The following is a 13847-nucleotide window of genomic DNA, read 5'->3' on the forward strand; positions in this document are numbered from 1 at the left end:
CCAAACTGGCCGGACTGGCCCGCCAGCCTAGTTCAGGGGTATTTATTGCTGAGCGGCGTTGCGCTCGGCCTGCCGGGCCAGCTTGGTATTGAGGCGGGCGGCGTCGCCGCGCCGCACCACGCGGGCAATGTGAATGCTGAGCTCGTAGAGCAGCATGATGGGGATGGTAACGATAATCTGGGCCGAGATGTCGGGCGGGGTAATGACGGCCGCGATGATGAGAATGACCACAATAGCATGCTTGCGGTAGACCTGCATGATTTCGGCCGACACCAGCCCCGCCTTGGCCAGGAAGAACACAATCATGGGCAGCTCAAACACGAAGGCGCACGACACGCTCATGGTGGTGAGCGTGCTCAGGTAGCTCTGCATATCAATCTGGTTTTCGATGCTGGCATCGACCACGTAGCCGGCCAGGAAGTTGATGCTGAGCGGCGCGGCAATGTAGTAGCCGAACATCAGACCCATAATAAAGAGGATGGACACGAAAAACACGGCTCCCTGCGAGTTCTGCCGCTCGTGCGGGTAGAGGCCGGGCTTCACAAAGCGCCAGATTTCCCAGAACAAATACGGAAACGCCAGCAGGATACCCACGATAAACGACGTGCTGATGTGCATGGTGAGCTGCCCGCTCATCTCACGGTTCTGAATGACGAAGCCGATTTTATCGATGCACAAATCCGGCGCGTGCACCCACTCGCCGAACTTGCAGAACATGCGGTACGTCCAGAAATCGGGCCGCGAGGGGCCCAGAATCAGGTCGTGAAACAGGAAGTCTTTGGCGAAAAACGCCCCAGTGGCGAACACCACCACCGAAATAGCTGCCCGGATGATGTGCCAGCGCAGCGCCTCCAGGTGGTCGATGAAGGACATTTCGTGCTGTTCGCCCAGCGGTTTTGGTTGTTGCGGTTGAGGTTGCACGGAGGGGAATAGGGGATTAAATTTTGGAGAGAGCGGAAACTAAAACGTCATGTCGAGCGCAGCCGAGACATCTCGCTCGCTTCGTTGCAACAGCTTTGGATTACTGCTGCACGCGAGATGTCTCGGCTGCGCTCGACATGACGTTCTGACTATTCAGCCCTACATACGTAAAAAATTACGCAAACAGCGGGTAGTCCTGCAACCAGGCATTCACCTGCTGGCGCACCTGCCCGATGCGGGTGTCGTTGTCGTGGTTCATCAGCGTTTCGTCAATCAGCTCCACGATGCGGACCATGTCGGACTCGCCCAAGCCACGGGTAGTTACGGCGGCCGAGCCAATGCGGATGCCGCTGGTCACGAAAGGCGACTTGTCGTCGAAAGGCACCATGTTTTTATTGATGGTGATATCGGCCCGCACCAGCGTGTTTTCGGCCAGCTTGCCGCTGAGGCCCTTCGAGCGCAGGTCAATCAGCATGAGGTGGTTGTCGGTGCCGCCCGAGATGATATCGTAGCCCAGGCCAACGAAGCTGGCTGCCAGTGCCTGGGCATTGCGCGCCACTTGCTGGGTGTAGGTTTTGAAGTCGTCGGTGAGCGCCTCGCCGAAGGCCACGGCCTTGGCCGCGATGACGTGCTCCAGCGGCCCGCCCTGGGTGCCGGGGAATACGCCGGAGTCGAGCAGCGCCGACATGGGGCGGATTTCGCCCTTTGGGGTTTTCAGGCCGAAGGGATTATCGAAATCTTTGCCCAGCATGATGAGGCCGCCGCGGGGGCCGCGCAGGGTTTTGTGGGTCGTGGTAGTCACGATGTGGCAGTGGTCGAACGGCGAGTTCAGCAAGCCCGTAGCAATGAGGCCCGAAGGATGCGAGATGTCGGCCAGCAGCAGGGCGCCCACTTCGTCGGCGGCTTCGCGCAGGGCGGCGTAGTTCCAGTCGCGGGAGTAGGCCGAGGCCCCGCAGATAATCATCTTGGGGCGCTCGCGGCGGGCAATATCCTTGATTTTACTCCAGTCGATGAGGCCGGTTTCGCGCTCCACGCCATAAAAGCTGGGCACGAAATATTTACCCGAAAAATTGACCGGTGAGCCATGGGTGAGGTGGCCGCCGTGGCTTAGGTCAAACCCCAGGATTTTGTCGCCGGGCTTGAGGCAGGCCAGAAACACGGCGGCGTTGGCCTGGGCCCCGGAGTGGGGCTGCACGTTGGCCCACTGCACACCAAACAGCTCCTTCACGCGGTCAATGGCTAATTGCTCCACCTGGTCTACTATTTCGCAGCCGCCGTAGTAGCGCTTGCCAGGCAGGCCTTCGGCGTACTTATTGGTGAGCACGGAGCCCTGGGCGGCCATCACCTGTTCCGAAGCATAGTTTTCGGAGGCAATGAGTTCCAGACCGTGGGTTTGGCGGGTTTTCTCCTGCGCAATGAGGTCGAAAACGGCGGTATCGAGGAGGCGGGCGGGGGCGGCTGTTTGCATGGGCGTAAAGGTAATAGGGGATAAGGGATAGGGAATAAGGGATACGAATGGGTGGCAAGGAAATCAGGTTGAACGCATATAAATGGAGTCATGGGCCTCCATTGTCTCACAGGGCATTTTAGGTTTTAAAAAAGCGTCAGGTCCAAAACAAAAAAGTACCCTGGTAGGCTGGATTCAGTCCTCAAAATTTATATGCGTTCAACCTGCAAGGAAATAGAAGGGCCGGCAGGCCGAGCGCAGCCGCGGCATCTCGCTCGCATCGTTGCAATCGTATTGATTACTGCTGCACGCGAGATGCCGCGACTGCACTCGGCATGACGACCTTTTCCCTTTGTATTCCCTATCCCTTTTTCCCTATCCCTTCTTCACTATCCCTTTTTCCCTATCCCTTATCCCCCTATTCCCTATTTCCGTCGTTACTTGCTAGAGCCTTTACTTTCTGCTATGTCCACGCCCCTTGCCGAAACCATTACCCAGCTGCGCATCGGCAATCAGAAATCTCTGGTTGACTTTTACCAGCGCAGCCGGCACCTATTTGCCCGCTGGGCGCAGCGCAAGCACCAGCTGCCCGCCGACAAGGCCCACGGCCTGCTGCAGGACACGTTGCTCGATTTTTACGACCACGTAGCCGACGGCCGCATCACCCGCATGCCCGAGGACTTGCGCGCCTACCTCTACGGCATGGCCCAGGAGCGCATTGCGGCCCAGGTGCCCGCCCACCAGCCCCTACCCGCCGCCGAGGCCAGCCGCCGCCAGCGCCTGCTCGCCCAGTTCAGCCAACTCAGCACCGACTGCCAGCAGGTGCTCACCTACTTTTATTTTCGGGGCTACCACTTCGAGAAGATGGGCGGCAAAATGGGCTTCCCCAACGCCACCGTGGCCCGCCGCCAGAAAAGCACCTGCCTGCGCAAGCTCTACGACTTGGTGCGCGGCGGGTATGAGCCGATGAACAGCGGCGGGGCGTAAGGGTAGCTGAACGTTAATAAGCGGAACGTTGATGAAAAGGCCGTCATGCTGAGCGCAGTTGAAGCATCTCTACCGCGCCACTAATCCTTTTGATTGAATTACTATTGCGGTAAAGATGCTTTGCTGCGCTCAGCATGACGGCCCTTTATCAAACTACCCTTCGCCCTGTGCCCATGGACCTCCGCCCTTACTTCGATGAGCTCGAACGCTTCGCCGATGGCCAGATGAGCCCGGCCGAGCAGGATGCCTTCGAGCTGCGGCTGGAGCAGGACGAGGCCCTGGCCGACGCCCACGCCGCCTACGAGCAGCTGACCGCCGACCTGCGCTGGGCGGCAGGGCACGACGCCCTGCGCCTGCGCCTGCAAGCCCTCGACGACCGCATGAACGAGCGCGGCACCGCCCTGGCCCGCGCCCACCACCTCACCCAGCGTCGCCAGCGACGTTGGGCCGTGTGGGGCACCCTGGGCGCGGTGCTGCTGCTGGCCGCCGGCGTAGCCACCTGGTACCTGGCCCGCCCCACCCAGGCCCGGCCCGCCCGCAACTGGGAAGCCTACTACCAGCCCGACCCCGGCCCCGCCGTGACCACCGGCCTGCTGCATACCCGCCCCCTGCTGGCCGAAGCCCTCGACCAATATCAGTCGGGCCACTACCCGGCCGCCCTGCACTCGCTGGGCCGCGTGAGCGCCACAAGCGTGGGGGCCGACACCCTGCTCTACCTGCGCGGCATGATGCTGCTGCGCCAGGGCCAGGGCAATGCCGCCCAGCTCTACCTGCGCCGCGTGAGCGACGACAGCGCCGCTTCCAGTGCCCTGGCCCGCCGTGCCCGCTACCACCTCGGCATGGCTTACTGGCAGGCCCAGGAGCTGGCTCCCGCCTTCGTTACCCTGTGCGCCGTGGCCGCCGACTCGCTCAGCCCCTACCGCGCCTCGGCCCGGCGGGTAGTAGCGGCCGGCGTGCTCGACGGGCAGTAGCGCAGTTTAACTCCTGCCCGGAATGATGAAGATACGGTGCCGCTACCGCTTGCCGATGGTGTAGGCGGGCTCGCAGTTAGGCACCAGGGTCAGCTTCCAGGTATCGAGGTTGAGGGCGGCAAGGTGGGCCAGCTCGGGGTTGTGGCGGTACACGCAGCCGGTATCGAGGCCCAGCGCGCCGGGGTGGGTGGCGGCTTTGGCGCGCACCTGGGCGGTGGGCGTGGGTACGTGGCCGTGCAGCAGGCGGCGGCCTCCCAGCCGCCCGGGGTCGTACACGTAGCTCTTGGTGTTCATCATGGTCGTGTAGTCCTGACGCATTTCGGCGGGGGGCAGGGCGAAATTGTAGCCGGCGTGCACGAGCATGAAATCGGGCAGCTCAATCTCATAAGGCAAGCTGGCCAGCCAGTCGAGGTAGGGCGCGGGAATGTCGGAGAGGCGCGACACGCCGAAGCTGCGCAGCGTGGGCAAGCGGCCGCGCGGTCCCAGCCAGTCCCAGCGCCAACGGTGGCGGGCGGCGTCGAGCAGGGCCTGGTCGTGGTTGCCACGCAGGCAGTGCACCTGGTAGCCAGCCGCTTGCAGATACATCAGGTAGTCGAGCACGCCACGGCTGTCGGGGCCTTTGTTCACGTAGTCGCCCAGCAGGTAAAGCTCATCTTTCCGGCTGAGCTTGAGCGCTACTTCAACCAAGTGGCGGAAGGTGTGCAGGCAGCCGTGCAGGTCGGTAGTGGCGTAGCGGCTCATGGCAGGCAATTACAACAAGAAAAGCACGCCATACACCGCATGACGTGCTTTTTAATTCGACACGTTCTTTATAACCGGACCAATGGCACGGCTTAGCGGCAGTTAGTGGCCGCCGCCGTAGGCCGGCTTGTCCAGCTCGGGTTTGTCGAGGTTGCGGTTGGGGTCCTGGATGCCGGCGTCGAGGGCTTCCTGCTCCAGGCGCTTGCGGGTTTCCTCATCCATGCCCGATACGGGCACCGCCGGCACCCTTGGGCTGCTCGGACTGGGTGGGGGCACCCTTGTTTTCGCTGGATTGCTGGTTGGATTTCGTATTGAACATGATTGGAGGGGAAAAATAGTGAGAAGATAGCCAGGCACTTTTACCTCAACCTATTGGCTGATAGCAGTATCGGCGGCATCAGGGTCGTTGAGCTCGGCATTGGTATCGGTGCCGGTGATGGGCTTGATGGGCTTTGGCTCCATCTGGCCCATGCCCACGCGGGAGTTGGGGTTCAGCATTTCATCAACGCCGGGGCGGTGGTCGTGCGCGTCGAGCTCATCGATGGGACGGCCGCTGGGCACAATGGTATCGGTGTAGTCGTCGAGGGCGGGCATGTCCTGGTTGGGGCGGTCGGGCCGGCCTTCGTCCTCCGAGCGCATGTTGTCGCGGGGCGGGACCATGTCGTCGGCATTTTCGTTCACGCCCACGGCCGTCGAGCCGCCGGAGGTGTCGGAACCGAAGCCTTCCTTGCCGTCGCGGTTGCCGAAACCACCACGGGCCGCTTCGTTCTTGGGCGGGTCGGCGTTGGGAATGTGATGGCCGGCCTCCATTTCTTCGTTAGTCGTATCGTCGTTGATGACGCGAATGGGGCGGTTATTGGGGTCGATGGCCATGGGAATTGAAAGTGATTGTGTGATAGTGCGTGTAGAAAAGGTGTACTTTGGTTTAAGCATTTGGGTTGTCTAACGCCCTGCTCACACCTCCTTCCTCATTTCTTAAATATAGAACAAATCATGTGGAATAACGTCGACAATAGCCTCCGCCGCAGCTTCCGGTTCAGTGACTTTAAAACGGCCTTTGCCTTCCTCACCGAAGTAGCCGCCGAGGCCGAGCGCCTCGACCACCATCCGTGGTTCAGCAACGAGTACAACGTGGTGGAATTCCGCCTCTGCACCCACGATGCCAGCAATGCCGTGACGGCCCGCGACCATCGCCTGGCGGCGGCCATTGATACGGTGGCGGCGCGATATGAGGTGCAGTAAGTAACCGACTCCCCTCCTTACCAAGGAGGGGATGTTTTCGCGCCAACGAAAAACGGGGTGGTGGCACCGCAGGGTGGCGTTGGACGAGAATAGAACGAATCGGACACATATTGCGCAACGCCACCCTGCGGTGCCACCACCCCAGCCAGCGCTACGCGCTGGCATCACCTCCTTGGTAAGGAGGGGAGTTTGATGTTCAACCTACTCTACCTTTGTCGCTATGCCCAACACGGTTCTATACCTCGTGCCCACGCCTATTGGCAATCTGGAAGATATTACCCTGCGGGCCATCCGCATTCTGGGGGAAGTGGGTACCGTGCTCTGCGAGGACACCCGCACCAGCGGCCGCCTCATGCAGCACCTAGGCATCAAGAAGCCCCTCCTCTCCTACCACCTGCACAACGAGCACCAGCAGGTGCCGCGCCTGCTGGAGCGCCTGGAGAAGGGCGAAATAATGGCCCTGATTTCTGATGCCGGCACACCGGGAATCTCCGACCCCGGGTTTCTGTTGGTGCGCGAGTGCCTGGCGCGGGGCCTGGGTGTGGAGTGCCTGCCGGGCGCCACGGCCTTTGTGCCGGCGCTATTGAAATCGGGCTTCGGGGCTGAGCGGTTTACGTTTGAAGGATTTTTGCCGGCAAAAAAGGGCCGGCAGACACGCCTGCAACAGCTGGCCTCGGAAACCCGGACCATGATTTTTTATGAGTCGCCGCACCGCATTGTGAAGACACTGGGCCAATTGGCCGAGGTGCTGGGCCCGACGCGGCCGGCCTCCGTCAGCCGCGAATTGACTAAATTATTTGAAGAAACCGTGACCGGCACGCTGGCCAGCCTGGAGGCTGACTTCGCGGCCCGGCCCGCTATTAAAGGAGAAATTGTCGTTGTCGTCGAAGGAAACCTCATCCCGCCCCCCCGCGAGCCCCGCCCCGGCCGCGAAGACCGATACCGCCGCGCTGCCGACGACGACGACGACGACACCGCCTACGAAGACTAAACCCCTGCTGCAGCAGCCGCTGGTACTGGCCGTGCTGGGGGCCTTGCTCCTAAGCGGTGGCTGGGCCCCGTGGCCCACGGCCTGGCTGGTGCCGCTGCTGTTCATCGGCTGGGTGCCGTACCTGCTCATGGAGCGGCAGCTCACGCTCACGGGAGCCCGCAAGGGCCGCGTGTTTGCCAGCACCTACCTCATGCTGGTGGGCTGGAACGCCCTCACTACCTGGTGGGTAAGCTACGCCGACCTGCCCGCCGGCATTGCCGCCGTGGTACTCAATGCGCTGCTCATGTGCCTGCCGCTCATGGCCTTCCGCCAGACCAAGAAGCGGCTGGGCAACCGCTGGGGCTACCTGTCGCTGCCCATCTACTGGATTGCGTTCGAGCAGCTGCATTTGCATTGGGACATTACCTGGCCCTGGCTCACGCTGGGCAACGGCTTCGCGGCCGCGCCACAGTGGGTGCAGTGGTACGAGTACACCGGTTTTCTGGGCGGCTCGGTGTGGGTGTGGGTGGTGAATCTGCTGTTTTTCCAGGCCCTACTGAAGCACTTGCCGGGGTTGGCATTCCAGCCCGCAGCTACCGGGGCGGCTGAAGCAACCAGCATCGAAACCGGGCGAAAGTCAGCTTTTGAGTGGCAGCCATCATTCAATACGCCCCTCTTTCTCATCCTGCTGCCCCTGGCGCTGTCTTACCTAATAAGCAGCAAGTACCAGGAAAAAGGCCCCACTGCCGAAGTCGTAGTGGTGCAGCCCAACTTCGACCCCTACGTGGAGAAGTTCGAGGGCGGCCCCAAATTCATTCCCTACGACGAGCAGCTCACGCGCCTGCTGGCACTTTCCGAACAGCACCTCACGCCCGCCACGCGCCTCGTGCTCTGGCCCGAAACGGCGCTGGAGGAACCCTATTGGGAGAATACCATCGAAAACAACCCCAAAATCCGCCGTGTGCGCGAGTGGCTGGGGCGGCACCCCGGCGTAGCCTTGCTCACGGGCATCACCACGCTCAGCTCCTACCCGAGCAAGGAGGCAGCCAGCGAAACGGCCCGCTACCGCGACGACCTCGGCTACTACGATTTCTTCAACACCGGCGCGTACTTCGCCAGTGCCACCGCACCGGTGGTCTTCTACCACAAGTCGCGCCTCGTGCCCGGCGTGGAGAAGATTCCGCCCGTGCTGGCCTCGCTCATCGCGCACATCGACCTGGGCGGCACCGTAGGCAGCGTGGGCAGCCAGGCCGAGCGCACTGTGTATCCGGCCCCGGCCAATGCGCCGGCCCTGCGCGTGGCCCCGGTCATCTGCTACGAATCCATCTACGGCGACTTTATCGGCGAGTACATGGCCAACGGGGCCACCCTGCTGGGCCTCGTCACCAACGATGCCTGGTGGCACGACTCGCCCGGCTACCGCCAGCTGCTGAGCTACGGCCAGCTGCGCTGCATTGAAACCCGCCGCGACCTGGCCCGGGCGGCCAACACCGGCTTCACCGGTTTCATCAACCAGCGGGGCGAAATCATCCAGCGCGAGCCGGCCTGGATTGCCACCGCCAGCCGCGCCACCGTGCACCTCAATGATGAAGTGACTTTCTATGTGCGCTTCGGGGAGCTGATTGGGCGGGGCGCGCAGGTGCTAGTGCTGCTGCTCGGGTTTGCCATTGTGGTAGGCTGGACGAGAAAGAAAAAAGCTCCCCTCCTTCTTTAAGGAGGGGATGTGAGCGCCGAAGAGGCGCGAACGGGGGTGGTTGCGGCGTTGAACGGCAACTAATTAACGCTTAGCTGCATTCGCTAAAAATCGATTAAAACCCTAGCCAGCCGTTCGTTCTCACCTCGTCCAACGCCGCAACCACCCCCGTTCGCGCCTCTTCGGCGCTCACATCCCCTCCTTAAAGAAGGAGGGGAGTATTTCCTTCTACGACGCTTTCAATGTCCCTCGATTTCACCCAACTCTCCCACGACCTCGCCGCCCTGTGCCGCACCACGGCCAAGTTCATCCGCGAGGAAGCCACCACGTTTAACCGCGCCAAGATTGAGCACAAGGGCGTGCACGACCTCGTGAGCTACGTGGACCAGGAAACCGAGCGCCGCCTTGTGGCCGGCCTGCGCCTGCTGCTGCCCGAAGCCGGCTTCATCACCGAAGAAGGCACCGCCGGCCCCGACGCGCACACTGAGGAATTTATCTGGATAATCGACCCGCTCGACGGCACCACCAATTTCGTGCACGGTCTGCCGGTGTACTGCATCAGCGTGGCGCTGGTGCAGCACCGGGAGCTGGCAGTAGGCGTGGTGCACGAGGTGGGCCGCGACGAAAGCTTCCGGGCCGTGCGCGGCGGCGGCGCATTCTGCAACGACCAGCCCATCCGCGTCACCGACGTAGCCGAATTAAATAACTCGCTCATCGCCACCGGATTTCCCTACAAGGATTTCGGCAAGATGAATGATTTCCTGAAAATCCTCGGCTCGTTTTTCACCCGCAGCCACGGCGTGCGCCGCCTCGGCTCGGCCGCCGCCGACCTGGCCTACGTGGCCGCCGGCCGCTGCGAAGGCTTCTTCGAGTTCAACCTGAACTCCTATGATGTGGCGGCCGGCATTCTGCTGGTGCGCGAGGCGGGCGGCCACGTCACCCAATTCCTGACCGATGGCGACCCGCTGTTCGGCCGTGAGCTGGTAGCCAGCAATGGGCTTATTCACGCCGAGATGCAGGCCGCCATCGGCGAGTTCTGGCAGTAGCGCAAACTATTCTTTTTCATCCATAGTTTACCAATCATGCTCCTGCTTGCCATCACCTCCGTCGAAATTCAGTACCTGCTGATTGGCGTGCTGTTCATCGCGGCGGCGTTTTACGTCGGGCGCATTTTCTACCGTGCGTTTTTCAGCAAAACGGCGGCCGGCTGCGCCAAGGGCTGCGGCGGGGCCTGCGGGCAATTGGATATTGATAACCTGCAGCGCACCATTGAGGCGCGTGCGGCGACCAAATAGCGAGAGGCGCTGATAAATAGTGCTTCTGCATTTTTCTATGGCTTTGGGATAACCCGTTCCCGCCCCGGCTGCGTATAGCCGGGGCGGGAACGGGTTTTGCGCCCCCCGCACCGCATCATCCTTACCCAAACACCCCACCGCCATGCAGGACAAAGAAGAAGAACAGTCGCTTATCAACGTTGAGAACAAACTGAACAAGGACGGTTTCACCCAGGATTTCAACGTCATGGATGGCCGCCTGCATACCATTGGTAGCGACTCAAACAAGAGCTATGCTGCTGACGAAGTAACCATCGTGGATTTCTACCGCTTCGAGGGCGAAAGCAACCCCGACGACATGTCCGTCCTCTACGCCATTGCGACCCACGACGGCGTAAAAGGCACCATCTCAAACGCCTACGGCACCTACGCCGACTCCGACACCGACGACTTCCTCAAGCAGGTCGAAGACCTAGGCAAAGACCTGACAAAGAAAGACAAATAGGGGTATAATTATGAATTATAAATTGAAGCTGTTTAGAAAGTACCCGAACGGTCATGCAGAGCGCAGCGCAGCATGACCGTTTGAGTACCTTTTGTGACTTTCTAAACAACTACATTATGAATTTGCCGAATGGCCGTTTATAATTTATAATTCAATATTTATAATTAACCTTATCCCCACACTTTGGTGCCTTCCGAGCAGTTGCGGCACATGTCAATCTGGTCGCGGCCTTTGAGGAGGCTGCCGCGAAACTGCTGATACTTGGGACCGCGCCAGAGCTGGCGGAAGGTTTCGGTTTTGAGGTCGCCCTGGCGGTATTCGGCGTCTTTGTCGAAGCAGCAGGGCACGACCAGCCCATCCCAGGTGATGACGCAGGAATGCCACATTTTCCAGCAGTGGTCTACCAGCTTGTTTTTCAGGCTCCAGTTGCCATCGCCGTTGTTCTGGTAGCGCGAGTAATAGTCGATGGTGGGGATGAGCGGCGAGCCCTGCGCGTGGTCGTAAATCTGGGCCGTTTTGAACCACACGTCGTCCACGCCCATGGCGTCGGCCAGTTGCCGGGCATCGTCAATCTGGTGCTCATTGGGCCGCACCACCAGGAACTGGAAAATGATGCGGGGCGTCCTCGATTTCAGCTCCTTGCGCCATTTCACGATATTACGGGTGCCCTCCAATACCTTTTCCAGCTTGCCGCCCACGCGGTATTGCTGATACACTTCCTGCGTGGTGCCATCGAGGGAGATGATGAGGCGGTCGAGGCCGCTTTCCACCGTTTTGCGGGCGTTCTGGTCGTTCAGGTAGTGGGCGTTGGTGCTGGTGGCGGTGTAAATGCCCTTATCCGCCGCGTACTTCACCAGCTCCAGGAACTGCGGGTGCAGGTAGGGCTCGCCCTGGAAGTAAAAAATCAGATACCACAGCCGGCTGGCCACTTCATCAATGGTTCGCTTGAACAAATCGGCCGGCAGCATTCCCGTGGGCCGCGTGAACGAGCGCAGGCCACTGGGGCACTCCGGGCAGCGCAGGTTGCAGCTGGTGGTGGGCTCGAAGCTGAGCGCCATGGGCAGGCCGCGCAGGCGGGCCTTGCCGGTAATCTTGCTCAGGATATAGGAGCCCACAATCTGCGTCGCGTTCCAGACCCGCAGCGGGGTGGCTTTAGACAAAACATTGAGGCTATCTGTGAGCACGGACATAGAAAGGGGCTAAAAGCAGTAGCGCGAACTTTGTAGTTCGCGTCCCCGCGCCGTTAGGGAGTTCGATGGCGCGGGGACGCGAACTACAAAGTTCGCGCTACTTCGGTTGCATTCAGTCGAACGCTTATTTCTTAGTGGCCGGGAAATCGATGGCGCTGGTATAGGTGCTGGCCTTGCCAAACGACTGGTTGATTTCGTCCACGGCAGCACGGCTGCTCAGGCGCTTGGGCTTGGTGTTGAGGAAGGTACCATCCTCGCCTACCAGCATGTAGGTGGGCACTTCCTGCAAGGCATACTCCTTGGCTACCACCGAGCGCAGCCCGCCGCCAGGAATGCGTACCTGCACGCCGGGCAGTTTTTTCACGGTCACGAGCGAACGCCAGGCTTGCTCGTTCTCGTCCAAGGCAATGTTGATGAAGGTGATGTTCTTGCCTTCAAACTTGCGCATCAGCTCCTGTGCGTAGGCCAGGTCACGCAGACACAGGCCGTTGGTGCTTTTCCAGAAGTTGAGGTAAACCAGCTTGCCGGCGAAATCGTGCAGGTGCACGGTGTCGCCGTTGGCAGTGGGCAGCTTAAAATCGGGAGCCGGGGCGCCGATGGCGAAATCCTTGTGCTGATTAAAATCGGCCTGCAGCGTGAGATAGAACTGATTTTTGGGGTCGTAGTTGCGGAAATCGGCCAGCATGGCGGCCGACTGCTTCACGTGCCCAAAGCGGAACGACTCCTGCAGCACGCGGCCCAGAATAACAGCCCGCGACGGACCGGTGAGCTTCTTGCTGGCCAGCGCGTAGCAGGCCGGGTAAAAGTCGGGGTCGGAGCGCTGGTGGTGGTCCTGGCTCACGGTGAAGTGCACGTAGTTGAGCAGGAACTCGTGGTACAGCTCGCTCTGCACGGCGTTGGGCTCGTTGAGCAGGCCGGGCTCGCGCAGAAAGTTGTAGTAGTCAGGAGCCATTTTCAGGCGGCCCTCGGTGTTCACCACCTGCTCGCGCAGGTCCTGAAAGGTCAGCTTATCATTGGCGTAGGCATACACCACTTCGGCATGGGCATAGTTATAAAACTCCTGCGTGAACGACTGCTTGGCCGCATGGTCTTCCAGAAACTCGTATTCGTGCTTGCGGCGGTACTCCAGGAAGGACAGAAACGGCGCTTCGTAAAGCTGAATATTATCGGGCAGCACCTGAAAACCATCATTTTCCACAAACTGGGCATCGGCTTCCACCAGGTAGTTGTTGGCGTTGGCGGCTTGTTGGCGATGGCGCTGCTCGTCGGTCAGGTTGGCACGGTTGCGCAGCTTGGTGGCGAAGCCGGAGGGCACGTCATTGGGCTTAAATTTCAGCGTGCCCGACATGTCGCTGCCCTTAAAGCGCACGTCCATGTCGGTGCCGGGGTCCAGAAAGAGCGGGGCCACGTCGTCGCCATACACCAGGTCGGCCTTGGTGGCACCGCTCACGGGCACCACCACCTTAAAATCGCCCTTGTCGCTGAGCGGCACCCGAAACAGCTTTTCCTTGGGGTCAAGCGGGTTTTCGCGCAGCGAAATCGCAACGGAGTCAGTGGTAGGACCACTCACCCGCCCGGTGAGGGTGGCCATGCCCGCCGAGGCAGCAGCCGCAGCCGGAACCGCTTTGGCGGCAGCACCCACTACCGTGGTAGTCCGGCCCTGGGTGTGGCCCAGCAACGGGACCAGAACCAAAACTGCTCCGACCAGCCGGCGCGTACAAGTGACGAAAGATGATATCATGACAATAAGAACCAGCTCCGAGCAGTTATTAACAACCTCAGCAGCTACCTAGACAATGGATAGAACCAACGGAGTTTACCAGGCCATTCGCGGCAAAAGCCTATCAGTACTCCGAAGATAAGGCTTTTTGATTTATAAAATCCAAATCAAAATTCTGGCTTTTCA

Annotated in this window: 15 protein-coding genes; 8 read left to right on the forward strand and 7 right to left on the reverse strand. The window is 60.5% G+C overall.

The genetic code is table 11. The features are described 5' to 3' along the window. Positions 1 to 42 precede the first annotated feature (42 nt). Together tatC and KQ661_RS02405 are read right to left on the reverse strand one after the other, a co-directional pair. The gene (gene tatC / locus KQ661_RS02400) at positions 43 to 921 is read right to left on the reverse strand and encodes a twin-arginine translocase subunit TatC (RefSeq protein WP_317196060.1); all 879 of its coding nucleotides are present in this window, start codon (positions 919 to 921) and stop codon (positions 43 to 45) included. A 175-nt stretch (positions 922 to 1096) separates the two neighbouring features. Beyond that, entirely contained in the window at positions 1097 to 2389 is a 1293-nt protein-coding gene (locus tag KQ661_RS02405; protein WP_216679178.1) for a serine hydroxymethyltransferase, read from the reverse strand. A 444-nt stretch (positions 2390 to 2833) separates the two neighbouring features. On the opposite strand from KQ661_RS02405, the gene KQ661_RS02410 reads away from it, so the two are divergent. Together KQ661_RS02410 and KQ661_RS02415 are read left to right on the forward strand one after the other, a co-directional pair. After that, on the forward strand, positions 2834 to 3355 hold the full coding sequence (locus tag KQ661_RS02410; RefSeq protein WP_216679179.1) for an RNA polymerase sigma factor: 522 nt from the start codon (positions 2834 to 2836) through the stop codon (positions 3353 to 3355). A gap of 173 nt (positions 3356 to 3528) precedes the next feature. Further along, positions 3529 to 4326, forward strand: coding sequence for an anti-sigma factor family protein (locus KQ661_RS02415; protein ID WP_216679180.1), 798 nt, complete (start codon positions 3529 to 3531; stop codon positions 4324 to 4326). Positions 4327 to 4368: 42 nt separating this feature from the next. On the opposite strand, the gene KQ661_RS02420 is transcribed toward KQ661_RS02415, so the two are convergent. The 3 genes from KQ661_RS02420 to KQ661_RS02430 form a co-directional block, all read right to left on the reverse strand. Further along, positions 4369 to 5067 carry a metallophosphoesterase family protein gene (locus tag KQ661_RS02420; RefSeq protein WP_216679181.1) on the reverse strand — a complete coding sequence of 233 codons (699 nt, stop codon included), beginning with the start codon at positions 5065 to 5067 and terminating at the stop codon, positions 4369 to 4371. 102 nt (positions 5068 to 5169) lie between these two features. Further along, complete coding sequence (locus tag KQ661_RS02425; RefSeq protein ID WP_216685561.1) at positions 5170 to 5343, reverse strand: hypothetical protein; 174 nt, start codon at positions 5341 to 5343, stop codon at positions 5170 to 5172. A 93-nt stretch (positions 5344 to 5436) separates the two neighbouring features. Beyond that, on the reverse strand, positions 5437 to 5940 hold the full coding sequence (locus tag KQ661_RS02430; protein ID WP_216679182.1) for a hypothetical protein: 504 nt from the start codon (positions 5938 to 5940) through the stop codon (positions 5437 to 5439). A gap of 120 nt (positions 5941 to 6060) precedes the next feature. On the opposite strand from KQ661_RS02430, the gene KQ661_RS02435 reads away from it, so the two are divergent. From KQ661_RS02435 to KQ661_RS02460, 6 genes are all read left to right on the forward strand, one after another. Continuing rightward, positions 6061 to 6309, forward strand: a complete 249-nt coding sequence (locus KQ661_RS02435) for a 4a-hydroxytetrahydrobiopterin dehydratase (RefSeq protein ID WP_216685562.1) — start codon at positions 6061 to 6063, stop codon at positions 6307 to 6309. Between the two features lie 220 nt (positions 6310 to 6529). Then, positions 6530 to 7300, forward strand: a complete 771-nt coding sequence (gene rsmI, locus KQ661_RS02440; RefSeq protein ID WP_216685563.1) for a 16S rRNA (cytidine(1402)-2'-O)-methyltransferase — start codon at positions 6530 to 6532, stop codon at positions 7298 to 7300. Then, positions 7182 to 8993, forward strand: coding sequence for an apolipoprotein N-acyltransferase (gene lnt, locus KQ661_RS02445; protein ID WP_235726910.1), 1812 nt, complete (start codon positions 7182 to 7184; stop codon positions 8991 to 8993). Before rsmI ends, lnt begins: the two co-directional genes overlap by 119 nt. Positions 8994 to 9214: 221 nt before the next feature. Continuing rightward, a complete protein-coding gene (locus KQ661_RS02450) occupies positions 9215 to 10018 on the forward strand; it encodes an inositol monophosphatase family protein (protein WP_216679185.1) in 804 nt (267 codons plus the stop codon). Positions 10019 to 10054: 36 nt separating this feature from the next. Then, positions 10055 to 10267, forward strand: a complete 213-nt coding sequence (locus KQ661_RS02455) for a hypothetical protein (RefSeq protein ID WP_216679186.1) — start codon at positions 10055 to 10057, stop codon at positions 10265 to 10267. Positions 10268 to 10409: 142 nt separating this feature from the next. Next, positions 10410 to 10751, forward strand: a complete 342-nt coding sequence (locus KQ661_RS02460) for a hypothetical protein (RefSeq protein WP_216679187.1) — start codon at positions 10410 to 10412, stop codon at positions 10749 to 10751. A gap of 170 nt (positions 10752 to 10921) precedes the next feature. On the opposite strand, the gene KQ661_RS02465 is transcribed toward KQ661_RS02460, so the two are convergent. Continuing rightward, a complete protein-coding gene (locus tag KQ661_RS02465; RefSeq protein ID WP_216685564.1) occupies positions 10922 to 11941 on the reverse strand; it encodes an SPASM domain-containing protein in 1020 nt (339 codons plus the stop codon). Between the two features lie 124 nt (positions 11942 to 12065). Then, complete coding sequence (locus KQ661_RS02470; protein ID WP_216685565.1) at positions 12066 to 13682, reverse strand: TlpA family protein disulfide reductase; 1617 nt, start codon at positions 13680 to 13682, stop codon at positions 12066 to 12068. Positions 13683 to 13847: the final 165 nt, after the last annotated feature.

This window comes from Hymenobacter siberiensis (assembly GCF_018967845.1).
Lineage (GTDB): Bacteria > Bacteroidota > Bacteroidia > Cytophagales > Hymenobacteraceae > Hymenobacter > Hymenobacter siberiensis.

Excerpts from the sequence above, each read along its gene's own strand:
- KQ661_RS02405 (WP_216679178.1), bottom strand. The coding sequence starts at position 2,389 with ATGCAAACAGCCGCCCCCGCCCGCCTCCTCGATACCGCCGTTTTCGAC.
- KQ661_RS02410 (WP_216679179.1), top strand. The coding sequence starts at position 2,834 with ATGTCCACGCCCCTTGCCGAAACCATTACCCAGCTGCGCATCGGCAAT.
- KQ661_RS02415 (WP_216679180.1), top strand. The coding sequence starts at position 3,529 with ATGGACCTCCGCCCTTACTTCGATGAGCTCGAACGCTTCGCCGATGGC.
- KQ661_RS02420 (WP_216679181.1), bottom strand. The coding sequence starts at position 5,067 with ATGAGCCGCTACGCCACTACCGACCTGCACGGCTGCCTGCACACCTTC.
- KQ661_RS02430 (WP_216679182.1), bottom strand. The coding sequence starts at position 5,940 with ATGGCCATCGACCCCAATAACCGCCCCATTCGCGTCATCAACGACGAT.
- KQ661_RS02435 (WP_216685562.1), top strand. The coding sequence starts at position 6,061 with ATGTGGAATAACGTCGACAATAGCCTCCGCCGCAGCTTCCGGTTCAGT.
- rsmI (WP_216685563.1), top strand. The coding sequence starts at position 6,530 with ATGCCCAACACGGTTCTATACCTCGTGCCCACGCCTATTGGCAATCTG.
- KQ661_RS02450 (WP_216679185.1), top strand. The coding sequence starts at position 9,215 with ATGTCCCTCGATTTCACCCAACTCTCCCACGACCTCGCCGCCCTGTGC.
- KQ661_RS02455 (WP_216679186.1), top strand. The coding sequence starts at position 10,055 with ATGCTCCTGCTTGCCATCACCTCCGTCGAAATTCAGTACCTGCTGATT.
- KQ661_RS02460 (WP_216679187.1), top strand. The coding sequence starts at position 10,410 with ATGCAGGACAAAGAAGAAGAACAGTCGCTTATCAACGTTGAGAACAAA.
- KQ661_RS02465 (WP_216685564.1), bottom strand. The coding sequence starts at position 11,941 with ATGTCCGTGCTCACAGATAGCCTCAATGTTTTGTCTAAAGCCACCCCG.
- KQ661_RS02470 (WP_216685565.1), bottom strand. The coding sequence starts at position 13,682 with ATGATATCATCTTTCGTCACTTGTACGCGCCGGCTGGTCGGAGCAGTT.